General features: G+C 66.7%; 13 protein-coding genes and 1 pseudogene. 3 read left to right on the top strand and 11 right to left on the bottom strand.

Going from position 1 to position 14,495, the window contains the following annotated elements; genetic code table 11:
• Nucleotides 1-54 precede the first annotated feature (54 nt).
• Nucleotides 55-1,092 carry an HNH endonuclease gene (locus EDF46_RS18020; RefSeq protein WP_148061203.1) on the top strand — a complete coding sequence of 346 codons (1,038 nt, stop codon included), beginning with the start codon at nt 55-57 and terminating at the stop codon, nt 1,090-1,092.
• 183 nt (nt 1,093-1,275) lie between these two features.
• Here EDF46_RS18020 and EDF46_RS18360 read toward each other — a convergent pair whose 3' ends face one another.
• The 5 genes and pseudogenes from EDF46_RS18360 to EDF46_RS12325 all read right to left on the bottom strand — a co-directional run bounded on the left by EDF46_RS18360 (nt 1,276) and on the right by EDF46_RS12325 (nt 3,254).
• Nucleotides 1,276-1,431 carry a hypothetical protein gene (locus EDF46_RS18360; protein ID WP_158614237.1) on the bottom strand — a complete coding sequence of 52 codons (156 nt, stop codon included), beginning with the start codon at nt 1,429-1,431 and terminating at the stop codon, nt 1,276-1,278.
• Between the two features lie 63 nt (nt 1,432-1,494).
• On the bottom strand, nt 1,495-1,641 hold the full coding sequence (locus tag EDF46_RS18940) for an IS3 family transposase (RefSeq protein ID WP_123507093.1): 147 nt from the start codon (nt 1,639-1,641) through the stop codon (nt 1,495-1,497).
• Complete coding sequence (locus tag EDF46_RS18555) at nt 1,642-1,857, bottom strand: hypothetical protein (protein ID WP_199738296.1); 216 nt, start codon at nt 1,855-1,857, stop codon at nt 1,642-1,644.
• Entirely contained in the window at nt 1,757-2,020 is a 264-nt protein-coding gene (locus EDF46_RS18935) for a DDE-type integrase/transposase/recombinase (protein WP_123506621.1), read from the bottom strand. The genes EDF46_RS18555 and EDF46_RS18935 overlap by 101 nt, the downstream gene beginning before the upstream one ends.
• Before the next feature lie 80 nt (nt 2,021-2,100).
• Nucleotides 2,101-3,254, bottom strand: a pseudogene (locus EDF46_RS12325) (IS3 family transposase).
• Nucleotides 3,255-3,774: 520 nt separating this feature from the next.
• Between EDF46_RS12325 and EDF46_RS12320 the strand changes: the two are divergent.
• The gene (locus EDF46_RS12320; RefSeq protein WP_123506620.1) at nt 3,775-4,341 is read left to right on the top strand and encodes a T6SS immunity protein Tdi1 domain-containing protein; all 567 of its coding nucleotides are present in this window, start codon (nt 3,775-3,777) and stop codon (nt 4,339-4,341) included.
• The gene (locus EDF46_RS12315) at nt 4,338-4,778 is read left to right on the top strand and encodes a hypothetical protein (RefSeq protein ID WP_123506619.1); all 441 of its coding nucleotides are present in this window, start codon (nt 4,338-4,340) and stop codon (nt 4,776-4,778) included. Before EDF46_RS12320 ends, EDF46_RS12315 begins: the two co-directional genes overlap by 4 nt.
• Nucleotides 4,779-4,892: 114 nt before the next feature.
• On the opposite strand, the gene EDF46_RS12310 is transcribed toward EDF46_RS12315, so the two are convergent.
• The 6 genes from EDF46_RS12310 to EDF46_RS12285 form a co-directional block, all read right to left on the bottom strand.
• Nucleotides 4,893-6,134, bottom strand: a complete 1,242-nt coding sequence (locus EDF46_RS12310) for a twin-arginine translocation signal domain-containing protein (RefSeq protein WP_158614236.1) — start codon at nt 6,132-6,134, stop codon at nt 4,893-4,895.
• Nucleotides 6,131-7,489: a hypothetical protein gene (locus EDF46_RS12305; protein ID WP_123506617.1), complete on the bottom strand. Its 1,359-nt coding sequence runs from the start codon at nt 7,487-7,489 to the stop codon at nt 6,131-6,133. The genes EDF46_RS12310 and EDF46_RS12305 overlap by 4 nt, the downstream gene beginning before the upstream one ends.
• Before the next feature lie 184 nt (nt 7,490-7,673).
• The gene (locus tag EDF46_RS12300) at nt 7,674-9,503 is read right to left on the bottom strand and encodes a chaplin family protein (protein ID WP_123506616.1); all 1,830 of its coding nucleotides are present in this window, start codon (nt 9,501-9,503) and stop codon (nt 7,674-7,676) included.
• A 132-nt stretch (nt 9,504-9,635) separates the two neighbouring features.
• The gene (locus EDF46_RS12295; RefSeq protein ID WP_148061202.1) at nt 9,636-10,694 is read right to left on the bottom strand and encodes a hypothetical protein; all 1,059 of its coding nucleotides are present in this window, start codon (nt 10,692-10,694) and stop codon (nt 9,636-9,638) included.
• A 253-nt stretch (nt 10,695-10,947) separates the two neighbouring features.
• Nucleotides 10,948-11,598, bottom strand: a complete 651-nt coding sequence (locus EDF46_RS12290; RefSeq protein WP_123506614.1) for a TetR/AcrR family transcriptional regulator — start codon at nt 11,596-11,598, stop codon at nt 10,948-10,950.
• Between the two features lie 69 nt (nt 11,599-11,667).
• Entirely contained in the window at nt 11,668-14,448 is a 2,781-nt protein-coding gene (locus tag EDF46_RS12285) for a glycoside hydrolase family 3 protein (protein WP_148061201.1), read from the bottom strand.
• Nucleotides 14,449-14,495: the final 47 nt, after the last annotated feature.

Genomic DNA, 14,495 nt, shown 5'->3' with positions numbered 1-14,495 from the left:
CTACGTGCGTCTCCCCGACCCGCGACGCCTATTGCACCCCAATAGGCTTTGTGGATGCCTGCCTCACCTCAGCACCAGACAATCTCCTACACCTCGGACAAGAGCAAGCGGAACCTCCTGAGATTAGCCTTATGGGAGGTCTGGGAGAAGACGTGTTGGTGGTGCAACGAAGCCCTTCCCACATCGGGCGATGCCGAAATTGATCACATCGTTCCAAAGACGGCTTCACCAGAGGAGCTTCACGATCTCGAACTGCCCGACACGTTTCAGCTCGACGCCGTTGCCAATCTGGCGCCAATCCACGCGGCGGCTGCGCGGTGCAACCAGCGAAAGGGCAACACAGTCCTGACAGGCGCAACCAGTCGTGGGCTTAAAACGGCACAGAAACTAGCCCCCACCGTCACCCGGAAAATCAAACGGTGGTTTGCCGCGTCGGGCCTGGAAAGTCAGCTTCTGCAGTTCCTCGCGGCGGATGACACCCAGGTAACCCGAGAGGTCACGCAAGAATACGCGGGGCTGCTGGCCGAACGTCTCTTCCACGTTGCACGCGCGCAAAGCGACGACTTCACGACAGTCGAATATTTGCCGCTCGTATCCGACATGGGCGCAGTCCCTGATATTGCCCGTTTCGGATATCTAGATGAGGTAGCTGTTCGCCTAGACGCCAGCTCGCGCTTTGGTGTCCAAATCGCCAAAACCATGTTCGACGTCGACCTCATCCAGACTTTGGGCGAGGCCATGGATGCAGTGTTGGAAGACTTCGATGGCCGAGTGGAGGACGATGGTCGAGGGAAGCACGAGAACCAGGAACCCTTCGCCGTGTCGGGCCTTCGCCACGTGAAGCCCAACTCCTTGGCCATCGAGTACGACGATGGATCTATGACCGCGACACTGTCCGGGATCTACCGAAGTGAGTACGCGGCTTCGTGGGTCGAGATCGACGCTGACATGCATGAACTCGAAGGTCACGTCGATTCCGAAGTTGAAGGTCAGTTCACGATCACGATCGCTCTCGAACCGGCGACCGACCCGAACGTCGAACACGAGGTGACCATCGAGTCGCTTGAGTACGACGACTCTGCCACTAACTGAGGACATGCCGGGCTATCAGGGCCTGTATCTCTAATGCCGAAGCGCGCGAAGCCCCACCAGACTCAATGGGGTCCACGCCACAGATCCAGGATCGCGCATGCTGGCATTTGGAGGACCTCTGCGGCCGCTCGGACTCCGCATCCCCTGCCGATCAGGGAAGTATGGCCGGGTGGAGGCAGATGTTTACTCGTCGCCCTGTCTCAGTCGAGCGTTGAGATCATGGCTCTTCGCAGCCACGCTCATGGCGATCTCTGCGATCGTCTCCTTGCCGTCCGGATTAGCCGGAGTGTGGACGGTATCTCCTTGGTTACCCGCTGGATTGTCGTCTTGGGCCGTCATGCGTCCATTGTCACGCAAGCATTGTCCCGGGTAGCTCCACGTCATGATGAACCGTCCCGGTTTTTATGCCGCCGGTTTGTCGGCGGCGTCGTCGGCTGACGGGCCGGTTCGGCCAGCGCAGGAGCTGGCCTCGTATTCCTCGGGCGTGGCGTTCCCGAGGTACGAGTGCAGGCGTTCGTTGTTGTACCAGGTGACCCAGTTGAACGTGATCTACTCGACGTAGGCCAGGGTCTTAATCGGGCCGACGCGGAACAAGGAGCCGGTGCGGATGGCCTCGTTCTTAAACAGCCCCATCACGGTCTTGGCCGCGGCATTGTCATAGGCATCACCGACCGATCCGATCGACGCGACGAGGCCTTCGAGGGCGACGGTCTCGGTGAAGCGGATGGACGTGTATTGGCTGCCCGCGTCGCTGTGATGGATCATTCCGGGCTCGACGTTGCGGTTGGTCGCGCCGCCACAGCGCCATCTTCAAGCAAGCTTCGACGAACGCGGTGTCTTTCACCGTCGACGCCTCCCACCCGACGATCGCTCTCGAGTAGAGGTCAATCGCAAACGCGACGTAGACGAACCCTGACCAGACGGGCACATACGTGAAGTCGGGACTGCTGTCGGTTTGGTTGACCCTTGACGTGCCCTATGGCTTGGTTACCCGAGCCGGTCTGAAGATCAGGCGGTGATAAAGGTTTTGTCGAAGCGTAGCTCGTGCTCGATCGGCGTGATGTATCCGAGTTTCGAGTGGCGTCTCTGGCGGTTGTAGAAGATCTCGATGTACTCGAACATGGCGTTCGCAAGGTCCACCCGGGTGCGCCACTTCTTCCGGTTCAGCAGCTCGATCTGCATGCTCGACCAGAAGGACTCCATCATCGAGTTGTCGTAGCAGTCGCCGATCGTGCCGAACGAGGGCATCAGCCCCGCGGCCCTGATCTTGTTCGTGAACGCCCACGAGGTGAACTGCGTGCCATGGTCGGCGTGAACGATCCCGCCGGCACCGGGTTTGCGGGCCTTGATGGCCATGTCGAGGGCATTGACCACGAGGTGCGTGTCTTGGGCGGAGTCGATCGACCAGCCGACGATCTTCCGCGAGAACGTGTCCATCACGGCGCAGCAGTAGACCTTCCCTTCTCGCGTCGGATGCTCCGTGATGTCCGTGACCCAGAGTTCGTTCGGCGCCAGCCGATGGAACTTGCGGTGCACGAGATCATCAGCGGTGGCGACGCCGTGGAGCCGTTTGACCTTCGCTGGGCCCGGCAATCCAACGATGTTCGCCTGCGACATGAGCAACGCCACGAGCCGCTCGCTGACTCTGACGCCCATGCCAAGAGTGAGTTCGGCGTGGACGCGGCGGGACCCATAGGTCTGCCGTGAGGCCGTGTGGACTTCTCGGATCAGCCCGGTGAGCCATTGGCGGCGCATCTGTGTCGCCGAGATCGGACGGGCTCTGTACTTGTAATAACCGGGGCTGCTGACTTGGAGGAGCCGGCAGCAGAGCTTCGCCCGATGACCGTCAGCCACGAGGGCGTCGATCACCGGGTGAACTCTTTTGGGTGCGGCCGGTCCTCTCCGAACAGCTTCGAGGCTTTCTTGAGGATCGCGACTTCCTCCTCGAGCTGCCGGATCCGTTTCCTCGCTTTCGCCAACTCGATGCTCTCCGGCGTGGTAATCCCGGGACGCTCGCCCCGGTCGATCTGGTCTTGCCTGACCCAGTTATGGATGGCGGCCGCGCTCACGCCCAACTCGACAGCAGCGGTAGTGATCGGTTTGCCGGCCCGGACGAGCGCGACGGCTCTCCTCCGGAACTCGACAGGGAAGGGTCTCGGCATGCGTGAAGCCTCTCAGGACAAGCCCGATTCTCAGACCATTGCGGGTAACCAATCCGTGGGGCACGTCACCTGCGCTGTGAGGATTTCGCTTCTCACGGAAGGATGGTCAACGTGCCCAAAGCATTCCCATTGGAGTTCCGTCGCGACGTCGTCGCAGTCGCTCGGCGGGGCGAATCCCCGATCAGCCCAATCGCGAGAGACATCGGGATCTCGGAGTCGTGCCTGTAACGCTGGCTCAAGACCGCTGACGTCGTAGACGACGCTAACCCTCCCAGCTCTTACGCACAGAAGGCCTCTCGGTTGTGGGCACAGACAAGCGACGTCAGTCGGCGTCAACTTAGTTCTTTCGGGCGGGGCCGGACAACTTTGACATAGTCAGGAAACCGGACAAGCTGGTAAGCAGACTGCAGTGTGGCTCTTGGGGTGGGGGTCACGGTCTCAGCGGCGCTAGTGAGTCAGCGGCCTCGTTCCATCCCCGGGGGGACCAACACGTGCCCCTCTGATATGAGAAGGAGGACATGTGTTCGGTCGCAAGAAGCAGGTCGATTCCCCGTTCGAGGGATTCGTGAAGACGGGTAGTGTGCCCAAGGCGGTCATCGAGGGATTCTCCTCACGGGTGCCGCCGGAGGTTGTCGCTCTCTGGCAGGCAGGAACCGGAACCCTCGCTGACGGGCTGATCAGGGTCGTCGACCCCTATGACTGCTCGGTCGTGATCTCGTCCTCCTACACAGGGATCGCGACTGCGGTGCCGATCTTCCAGAGTGCATTCGGTGACGTCATCATCTGGGACACCGCCGAGCAGTCGTTCGGCCTCCTGAACTTTCGCCAGGGAACCCACGAGCTCGTCTCGAGCAAGTTCTCCCTTCTTCCGCGCTGGCTCGCTGATGAGACGTTTCTCGATACGAGGTTGGATCAGCCTCTGTACCGTGACGCCGTGGCGAAACTCGCCCCCGTCGACGCCGACACGATCTTCGGCCACGTTCCGCTGCTGGCCCTCGGGGGCCCGAAAGACGTGCAGCACCTGGACCGGGTGAAGACTCGCGAGCACCTGATGATCATCACGCACATGATGGGTCCCCTCTCGTGAGCTCGTCCCCGGAGCCGTCCGTCGATTCCCAACGGACACCGTTCCGGAGAAGCGCACTCTCCGCCCTGCCGCAGGCTCTCATCGCGGGCGCTCTGGGCATTCTCGGGCTCTGGCCCGTCGCCCTCGCGGCCTACCTGATCAGCCATTCGACTGTCGGCGGTGGACTCATCCTGGCGATCGTCGTGGGGTGGCTGATCGTCTTCCTGGGGTTCTGGGCTGTCGACGCGATCTTCTGTGCCCAGAGCCTCTCGTGGCTTCGGGGGTTGATCAGTGCGCTTGTGTACGTGCCCCTCGTGGCGCTGGAACCCTCCATTGCCGCGACCATGAGGGCCCCGTCGCCGAGCCCCTACGTCGTCACCTTCTGCTTCGCGGCGGGAGTCGTCGTGCTGACCAGGCTGCCCGGCATGATCGTCGCTTGGCGGAGAGCCGCTCGATGACCATCGATGGGCAGGCTACTCAGTCGTGAGGTGGTGCTGCCGACGCCAGTGAGGGGGGCGCCGAAGGGTGGTGCGTGCGGACGAGGCGCCGGGATCCTGCGCTCCATCGGGGTGTCAGAGGCGGAGCGGGTTAGCGCCCTGGGCGGCCAGGAGATACCAGGCGGTGGCCCCGAGGTGCAGGGTCGCGTTGTAGGTGTCACCGAACCCCGTGATGAGGCCGTTGCTCGAGGCGGCGACGATTCCGAGGCCGTCGCCCGTGGGAGCGGTGGCTTGGGCAGTCTGGATCGTAGTCATGAGCTTGCTGTAGAGAGCGGGGTCGCCGGTGGCTCCCCGGGCTCGCACGGCGAGAGCCAGGTGCGCCGTGCCTTCGAGCCATACCTTGGTCGTGTCGGCGTCGCTGTAGCTGCTTCCGGTGAGGCCGGCGTCGGTAGTGGTGAGGGTGTTGTTGACCCAGGTGACTGCGGGGGAGTAGTTCGAGCTCGCCGTGGCGAGGTAGGCCCAGTTCTGGATGTCTCCGGGTATCGGGGTGCGGTTGATGCTGGTGCCGTCGGTGTTGGTGCCCGTCCACAGGTGTCCGGTCGCAGTGTCTTTCATCGCGGCGACGAAGGCGAAGGCGGCGGTGGCGCGGGTGGTCCAGACGGCGGCGCCGGTGAGGGTCGCGAGCATGGTGAAGAACGCGCCGATGTCGATGTTGTGCTCGGTGGCCTTGTAGGTCAATGCGGTGTTGCTGGCGTCGCGGCCGCCGGTGTAGCCGTTGGGTGACTTGGCGGCGTCCCAGGTGTGGGTCTGAATCCAGTTGCCGAGTGTCAGGGCACCCTGCAGGAACCGCGTCTGCCCCGTGACCTTCGACAGCCGGGCCAAGGCGATCCCCACCCAGGCCTGGTTGCCGGTGTTCGCTGCGGCCGAGCCGATGTAGGGAGCGCCGGACGAGGTGATGAACGGGTTCGGCTGGTACGAGGCGCGAGTTCGCCCGTCGCCGAGAGGGTCGTGGTCTTGCGCGTAGAGGAGGCTGTCGCCGAGGACCGTCGCCAGCTGGATGTTCGCCGCGGTGCCGCTGGCGAGCCATGCCAGGATCACGATCGCGTCGTCGTACGCGAAGCTCGAGACGAACCCGTTCGCGCCTTCGATGCCGCCCGTGTAGCTCTGCGGCACGCGCAGAGTCGAGCCGGAACCGTACTGGTTGAACCTGCTCTGCAGGAAGGCGTATCCGTTGGCGATCGACGTCGCCGACGGCGCTGCGGCTGCGGCCGCATGAGCGGGAGACGCGTGCAGCAGGGAGGTCGTCAGCGCCGCCCCGGCAAGGGTCGCTGATCCCATGAGAAAGCCCCGGCGGGAGAGGCCGTCGGCGTAGCTCATCGGGCCAGTCCGTTCCATCGGCTGAACCGGAACGGGTTGGAGCCCGTGAGGGCGAGGAGATACCAAGCGGTTGCGCCGGTGTGCAGGCTCGAGTAGTACAGGTCGCCGAACCCGGTGTCGAGGCCGTCGCTGGAGGCGGCGACGATGCCTCTCCCGTCTCCGTTGGGCTGCTCCCGTTGAGCGGTGCGAAGCGTCTTCAGGAGCTGGTGCACTCGGGCCGCGTCACCGGGGGCGTTCCGTGTGCGAAGGGCCAGAGCGAGCTGGCCTGTGCCCTCGAACCACACCTTGCTCGTGTCGGTGTTGCTGAAAGACGGGCCGGTGTAGGGCCCGTCTGTCGCCGTGAGATTGTCGGTCACCCAGGTGAGGGAGGGCGCGTAGCGGCGGTCTCGGGTCGCCAGGTACGCCCAGCTCTGGACGTCTTCGGGAATGGGGTAGTAGTTCGTCGTGACCCCGTCGGGGTTGGTGCCCGTCCACAGGTGGGAGTCGGTGCCGTCTTGCATTGCCGCGATGAACGACAGGGCCACGCGGGCGTCCTTGCCCCAGGTGCGGTCACCGGTCAACTGCGCGAGCTGGGTGAAGAAGGCGGCGACGTCGATGTTGTGCTCGGTGGCTTTGAAGGTCAACGGGTTGTCGTCGGCGTCTCGACCCCCGGTGAAGCCGAAGGGCGCGCGGGTGACGTCGAGGGCGTTCTCTCGAATCCACTGGCCGAGACGAAGGGCACCGGCGAGGAATCGTCGAGACCGGGTGGCCTTGTAGAGGTGAGCGAACGCCATGCCGACCCACGCCTGATTTCCGGTGAACGCGGCCGGCGACCCGATGTCGAGCGGGCGCGGAGGTGACGCGACCGGGAAGTTGTCGGGCTGGTAGGACGCCCGGGTGCGACCGTCGGCCAGAGGGTCGTTCGCCTGCAGGTACAGGAGGGCATCGCCGAGGAGCGTTGCGCGCGTGACGTCGCGGCGAAGGCCCCGAGCGAGGTAGGCCAGGATGACCAGCGCATCGTCGTACGCGAACGACGACACGAAGTCGAAGGTGGGCGTGGTGAAGAACCCCCCGGCGTAGCTGCGGGGGAGGCGGAGCTGTGTTCCGCCGCCGTACTCGTCTAACCGCGCGTCGAGGAACAGGAAGGCATTCTGCTGCGAGGAGAGGGCGCTCGCCGGTCTCGCCCTTTCTGCTCTCGGATCCTTCGTGGCGGACAGGAGCGGCGCGGCCGACGCGGGCCGGGCCGAGGCGAGTACCGCGAGAGACGCGGCACCCGCCGCTGCCCCTCCGAGAAGCCCTCGGCGGCTCAGGGAGAAGGCCGGCACAGCGCGCGCCTCGGCGGCTGCTGTCGTGTCGTCGGATGTGGGAGAGCTCATAGCAACCCTGCTTCGTCTCGTCGCCTTGGCGCATCGAATTAGTAAAGGTAACAAACAAATTACCTGTATCGAGTCTAGGGAAAATGCCGAGAAGACGGAAGAGGGAGAACCAGAGACGGCCGCTCGCAGGCAGGGGCATGCGCCGTGGGCCCTGATCCGGCCCACGGCGCATGCCCCGGTGGTGTTACAGGCGGGCCGCCTTGCGACGGGTGACCAGCGCCAGCGCGAGACCGGCGAGCAGCAGCGCGAGTGCGCCACCCACGAGAGGGAGGGTGTTGCTCCCCGTGTAGGCGAGCGATCCGGCTGCCGCCGGGGTGACGCCCGAGGCGAGGACCGTGCTGCCACCGAGGGCGGCGGCCGTCACGGTACCGGTGCTGGCGACTGAACCGTCAGCGGTCGAGGCGACGACAATGGGAGTGGTCGTCGAGCCGGTGTCGCCCGGGGTGGTCGGGTTGCCCGGTGTGGCCGGGGCCGTCGGGGTGACCGGGGTGCCCGGGGTGGCGGGGTCCGTGGGCGTCACCGGGGTGACGGGCGTGGACGGGTCGGTTCCCGTGGTCGGCGTGGTGGTGGAGCCGCCGATGACGGTGACGGCGTTGCCGCCGAGGTCGATCGGGGCGGTGATGACCGGCACGATCTGGGTGCCGCCGAGGATGCCGCCGTCACCGGTGGTCGTGTTGCCGGCTCCGCCGGTCGAGCCCGTACCGGTGGCGCCGGTCGTGGTGCCGGTGCTGGTCGTGTCGCCGATGACGCTGACGGCGTTTCCGCCCGCGGTGACCGGTGCGGTCACGACCGGGATCACTTGGGTGCCGCCGAGGATCCCGTCGTCACCCGTGGTGCTGTTGCCGGTCGAGCTCGTTCCGGTGGCAGGAGCCGTGCCGGTGGTGGTTCCGGTCGTGGTGGCGTCGCCGAGGACCGAGATGGCGTTGCCGCCGAGGGTCGCCGGGGCCGTGATCACGGGGGCGATCTGCGTCCCGCCGGCGACACTGTCGTCACCGGTGGTGGTCGAGCCGGTACCGGCCGAGGAGCCGGTTCCCGTCGTCGTGCCGGTTCCGGTGCCGGTGGTGGTTCCGGCCGTGGTGGCGTCGCCGAGGACCGAGATGGCATTGCCGCCGACCGTCACCGGGGCGGTGACGTCGGGGGCGATCTGAGTGCCCGAGGCGATGCCGTCGTCACCGGTGGTGGTGCTGCCGGAGCCGGCGGTGGGAGTCGTACCGGTCGTGGTGCCGGTACCGGTGGTCGAGCCGGTGCTGCTCGAGTCGCCGAGGACGGAGACGCTGTTGCCGGCGACCGTGATCGGCACGTCCAGCCCGATGAGCGCCTGCGTGCCCCCGAGGACGCTGTCAGCGCCGGTCGTCGTGCTGCCGGTCCCCTCGGCCGGCGCAGTGCCGGTCGTGGGCGCCGAGGTCGAGCCCGCGCTGTGCGAGTCGCCGAGGACGGAGATGGCGTTGCCGCTGACGGTCACCGGAGCGGCGACGTCGGGGGCGACCTGCGTGCCGGAGGCGACCGAGTCGGCACCGGAGGTGGTGCTGCCGGAGTGCGCCGTGCCAGAGGCGGGGGTGGTCGAGGGCGAGGCGGCCGGGGCGGCGGGTGCCGGGGCGGTGGCCGTGGATCCTGCGCTGGTCGAATGCCCTGCGACGCTCACCGCGTTTCCGCTGACGTGAACGGGAACGGCGACCGACACGATGCCCTGGGTGCCGGAGAGGAGGCCGCCGACGCCGGTCGTGGTGGGCGCCGAAGCGGCGGGTGCGGCAGGTGCCGATGCGGCGGGTGCTACCGGTGCCGTGTGAGCGGCCGGAGCCGTCGCGGCCGGAGGCGTGCTGGTCGAGTGGCCGACGATGCTGAGGGCGTTGCCCGATGCGGTGACCGGGGCGGTGACTGTGCCGAGCACCTGGGTGCCGGAGGCCACGCCGTCGGAACCGGTGGTGGTGGCCGCGTTGGCGGCGACCGTGCCGCAGGCCCAGAGGCCTCCGACGAAGCAGACTCCGATGAGTCCGCGCGAGACGTACTTGTTCATGATGATGACTCCACAAATTTGACTGATGGTCCGCCATCCCGGAGTCGGGATGTGCGGTTGCTGTTCTGACGGGGTGCGTCCGGAGCAGCGGTGGTCGCGTATCTGCCTCCGAGAGGGGCAGGGAGCGGACCGTCAGTCGGGTGAGGTGTCGAAGTCGTACGTGGGGTCCGAGGGGATCTCGGAAGACGTGCTCGGCGCGGCCAGGCCGGCGGCGAGGAGGATCGAGAATCCCGAACCGTCGGTCGCGGCGGGGGAGCTGCCGTTGCCGTTGCTGCCCTGGGCGGCCGATGCGCTCGACGTGGCTGCGGGGGCCGCCGGTGCCGGGGCCTCGGGTGCCAGGGGCGAGCGGGCCGGAGTGACCGGTTCGGCAGCGGAAGCCGAGGTGGTGGCGCTGGTCTCGGCAGGGGCGACGAGGAAGCCGGAAGTGTGCGAGACGCCCTGTTCAGCGGCCTCGAGGCTGGCGGCGACCTTGTCGGAAGAAGCGAGGGAGATGGCAGCCGAGCCGTCGGTTGCCGGCACGACAGCGACGGAGCCGTGGGCGGCAGGGGTCGGGATGTCGGACCCGGGAATGGTCGGAACGGGCAGTGCCGGCGTTCCGGTCGAGCCGCCGTCCGTCCCTTCGGCGACACCGTCGCCGACCGTCGAGACGCTCTCGCCGACTGTCGACACGACGTCGTCGACGCCGGAGCTGACCGGGGTGGTCACGGTCTCGACGGGGGTGGTGCCCGCGACAGCGTGGACGACGGGTGCGACCACCGGGACGGCCGCGACGACCTTGTCGACGGTCTGCGCGACCGGAGTGACGACGGTGCCGACGGGCTTCGATGCGGTGACGGTCGACACGGCCTGGACAGGCTTCGTCACGACCGGGGTGGCCTTCACGACCACCTGGTGCACGGGCTGAACGGGGGCGGTCGCCTTCGCGACAGAGCCGGTGACCGCCTTGACAGCGGCTCCCGCGGTCGAGCCGACGGACGCGACGGGCTTGTCGACAGCACCGGTCACACCCGAGACCGTCTTGCCGACGGCCGACGTGGCACCGCCGAGCAGGCCACCCGACGGGGGTGCCGTCTCGGCGTGGGCCTGGCTGGACGAGAGGAAGCCGATGGCGATGAAGGCGAGAGCGACGAGGCCCGAGAGGAGAAGAAGGCGCGCCAGGTGGAGTCGGGTGCGAGCATCCGTCTGATCCACGGCAATCACCTTCATCGGTTGACTGAGGTCGTCTGCCATCGATGAACGACGGCGAGCGAGCGAGCGAGCTGGTAAGACTCGAAGGCCGGATGGTTGGTCCGGTGTGGATCAGAAGCTACGCCTGGTCGGGCGGCTTGTCGAGATCACATCAGAGAACTCTCAGATTGCAACCCGTAAGTACCCCGATCGGTGGCGGCCCGCCGACTCTTGCTCCCCTTCGGGCCCCGCAGCCGCGAACACCTGGCCGAAATCGCTAGGGGGCCGACGCCGTCTCCGGCTCGGCGGGCGGATCTGTGAGCAGCGTGTCGAGCAGCCTCTGGATGATGTCGTTGATGTCGACGCCCTCGGGGTCGAAGAGCCACTGGATCTGGGCGCCGTCCTGGGTGGCAATCAGGGTGCGTGCCGCTTTCGCTGGCTCGATTCCCGGTCGGAGGAGCCCGAGTGTCTCCAGCCGTTCGAACTCGATCGTCATCGTGCGGACGACCCGGTCGTACCGGGTCTGGAACTGCTCGTGCAGCGGGTGATTGGCATTCGTCGCATCCACCGAGGTGCGGGCGAAAAGGGCGATCAGGCCGGGCACGGACTCGTTGTGCTGAGTCAGGCGGCGGTAGAACGCCCGGAAGTCGGGACGAGGATCGACCGGACCGACGAGGCGGTACACCTGCTGTTCCCGTTCGTCCAGGACGGCCTCGAGGAGGAGCTCCTTGGATGCGAAGTGGTGGAGGAGGGTTGCATGGTTCACCCCTGCGCCGGCAGCGATCTCACGGACGCTCGTGCCGAAGAAGCCCTGGGAGCCGAAAAGCTCCCCGGCAGCAGCCAGGATGACCGCACGGGTCTGAGCACCCCGGCGATTGGTCGGCGGACCGCTTCGATGTCCGGTAGCGCCGGGACGCGAAACGGTCACCCCCTGAGTCTAGGAGGTGACCGTTCTCGCCCTGGGGCGCTATGCCTCAGCGGCTATTCGAGATCGCGTCTACCGGAGGACGGCGACTGCCTTCTGCCGGATGTCGGCGGACGACGATCCGACGCTCACGGTGACCTTGCCGGTGGGAGTGGCCCAGACGTCCTTCGACGAGTTCCAGTAGGCGAACGCTCGCGCGCTGAGCTTCACGGTGACGGTCTTGGACTGTCCCGCACGCAGAGTGACCTTGGTGAAGCCGGCCAGTTTCTGCGGTGATGTCGCGACCCTCTTCGAGGGCAGGGTGCCGACGTACATCTGCGCGGTCTCGGTGCCGGATCGGGCGCCGGTGTTCGTCACTCGGACCGTCGCTGTGACCGATGCGGGTGCTCCGCGGGTGACGGTCTTCGTGGAGGCCTTGACCGCGAACTTGCTGTAGCTGAACTTCGTGTAGCTGAGACCGGAGCCGAACGCGAACTGCGGGGAGATCTTGGCAGCGCGGTAGGCCTGGTAGCCGATGTTGACTCCATCGACCGTCGCCGTGCGGTCGATGCCGGGGAACGATGCCGGTGCCGAGGTGGGCGTCGACACGTCGTTCTTGGCGAACGTGACCGGCAGCTTGCCCGACGGGTTGACGTCGCCGAACAGGACGCGAGCTATTGCGGTGCCCTGCTCCTGTCCGCCGTACCACGCCTCGAGGACCGACGGAACGGAACCGAGCCACGGCATGTTCACCGATCCGCTCGTCGTCAGGACCACGACGGTGCGGGGGTTCGCCTTCGTCACGGCTGAGATGAGAGCGTCCTGCTCGTTCGCCAGAGTCAGGGTCTTCTTGTCGCGACCCTCGCCGACGTAGTCGCGAGCGAAGACGACCGCGACGGACGCCTTCTTGGCGGCGGCGACGGCCTCGGCGACTGCCGGAACCACGATCTGAGACGGGTGAGTCCAGGTCATGACGAGGTCGGCGGAGCTCTCCTGGTCGGGGTCGGAGGCGTTGTTGCTGTACTCGACGCGGAGGTCATGCGACTCGCCCTTGACCAGGCGCAGGGTGGCTCCCGTGTCGGTGCGGACCGCGTGCGGGTTCGACCCGTCGATGATCTGCTGTCCGTCGAGGTACAGGCTCGAACTGCCGAAACCGGTCAGCGACAGGGCGTAGGCGCCGTCGGCCGGTGCCGTGATGGTTCCCGACCAGCGCGCCGAGAGCGGACCGCCGAAGTTATAGCCCGGAACGGCGGGGACCGAGGATCCGTACAGCCCGGGAATGGCGAGGAACCCGGCGCTGAGCGCGACCTGCTTGTCGGTGCGGGTGACATCCGGGGTGCCCGACCGGTCCTGGTTGAACCAGTACTCGGCGGTGAGGCCGGTGGTCGTCGGATCGGACGACGTCGCCATCACGGACGACGGAACGGCGGCGCCGCTCAGGGAGTGAGCCGGGCCCACCGGGTCGGTTCCCGGCGTGAACGAGACGGCCGCGGAGGACCCGAGACGCTTCTTGATGCCGGCGAGAGGGGTCACCGACGCGGTCGGCTTCACGACCGAGCTGCCGCCGCCCGTGGCGAGGGCGTCGGCGTCGGCGCCGATCACGGCAACCGACTTCGTCTTCGCAGGATCGAGGGGCAGGACGGCTGCACGGGACGCAGCACCTGTCGCCGCGCTGTTCTTCAGGAGAACGGCGGACTTCTCGGCGATGTTCGCGGCCGCGGCGCGGTCGGCGCTCACGGTCAGCGGGCTGGTGCCGATGGGGCGGTCGAAAGCGCCCATGGCGAACATCGTGCGAAGGACTCGGTGCACCTTGTCATCGACGGTGGCACGCGACACCTGGCCGTTGTTCACGGCGTCGATGAGGGGCTGCCCGAAGTAGCCGGCGGCGGGGAACTCGACGTCGAGGCCGGAGTTCGCGGCGGCGACGGTGCTGTGAGCGGCGCCGTAGTCCGTCTGGATGAAGCCTTTGAAGCCGTAGCTCTTCTTGAGGATGTCGAAGACCTCGGAGTTCTCGCAGGCGTAGACCGTGTTGACCTTGTTGAAGGAGCACATGGCCGAGCCGACGCCGGCCTTGATCGAAGCCTCGATCGGTGCGAGGTACGTCTCGCGGAGCGCACGCTCGCTGACGGTGACGTTGCCGCCGTTGAGACGACTGGTCTCCTCGTTGTAGACGGCGGGGTGCTTGATGGTCGCGACCACGTCGTGAGACTGCACGGCCTTGATCTCCGGCCCGAGCAGCGCGGAGGCGAGGGCCGGGTCTTCGCCGAGGGCCTCGAACTGGCGTCCCCAGCGAGGATCCCGGACGAGGTCGCCGGTCGGTCCGAGGAGGCCGTTCTGGCCGGTTGCACGGACCTCCTTGCCGAGGACGTCGCCGTACTGGCTCGCCATGGCGGTGTCCCAGGTCGCGCCGAGTGCGATCGGCGCCGGAAGCGCCGTCGCCTTTCCGTCGTTCGTGGCCGAGTTCGTCACGCGGACGCCCGAGCCCGCATCGGTGAGGAGCAGGGCGGGGATGCCGAGGCGCGCGAGAGGAGCGATGTAGAAGGCAGTCTCACCGCTGAAGTCGCCGTGCAGCCTCGACACCTTCTCCTCGAGAGTCATCTGGCCCATGAGGAGGTCTGCCCGCTTGTCGGCGGAGAGCTTGCGGTTCATCCAGGTGCCGTCGACCGGAGCCACCTCGGTGATGCGGCCCGAGCCGTCGCGGATGGCCTCCTCGGCCTTCTCCGCATTGGCGGCTCGACCCGGGGCGACATGCCCGGGGGTGTGGGCAGGAGCGGCCTGTACGGCGCCAGCGCCTCCGAAGGTGCCGATGAGCACCAGCGCGCAGGTTGTCGCGGTGGCCGCCAGAAGCGACCTCCGCCTTTTTTCGTTAGCCAAGGAAGAGGCCTTTCGGGAAGTTCTTATGTCGCCCGGGAATGTGCGAC

This window comes from Frondihabitans sp. PhB188, assembly GCF_003752365.1.
Lineage (GTDB): Bacteria > Actinomycetota > Actinomycetes > Actinomycetales > Microbacteriaceae > Frondihabitans.
The sequence above is the reverse complement of the archived record's forward strand: the minus strand, read 5'-3'. Positions and strand labels throughout refer to the sequence as shown.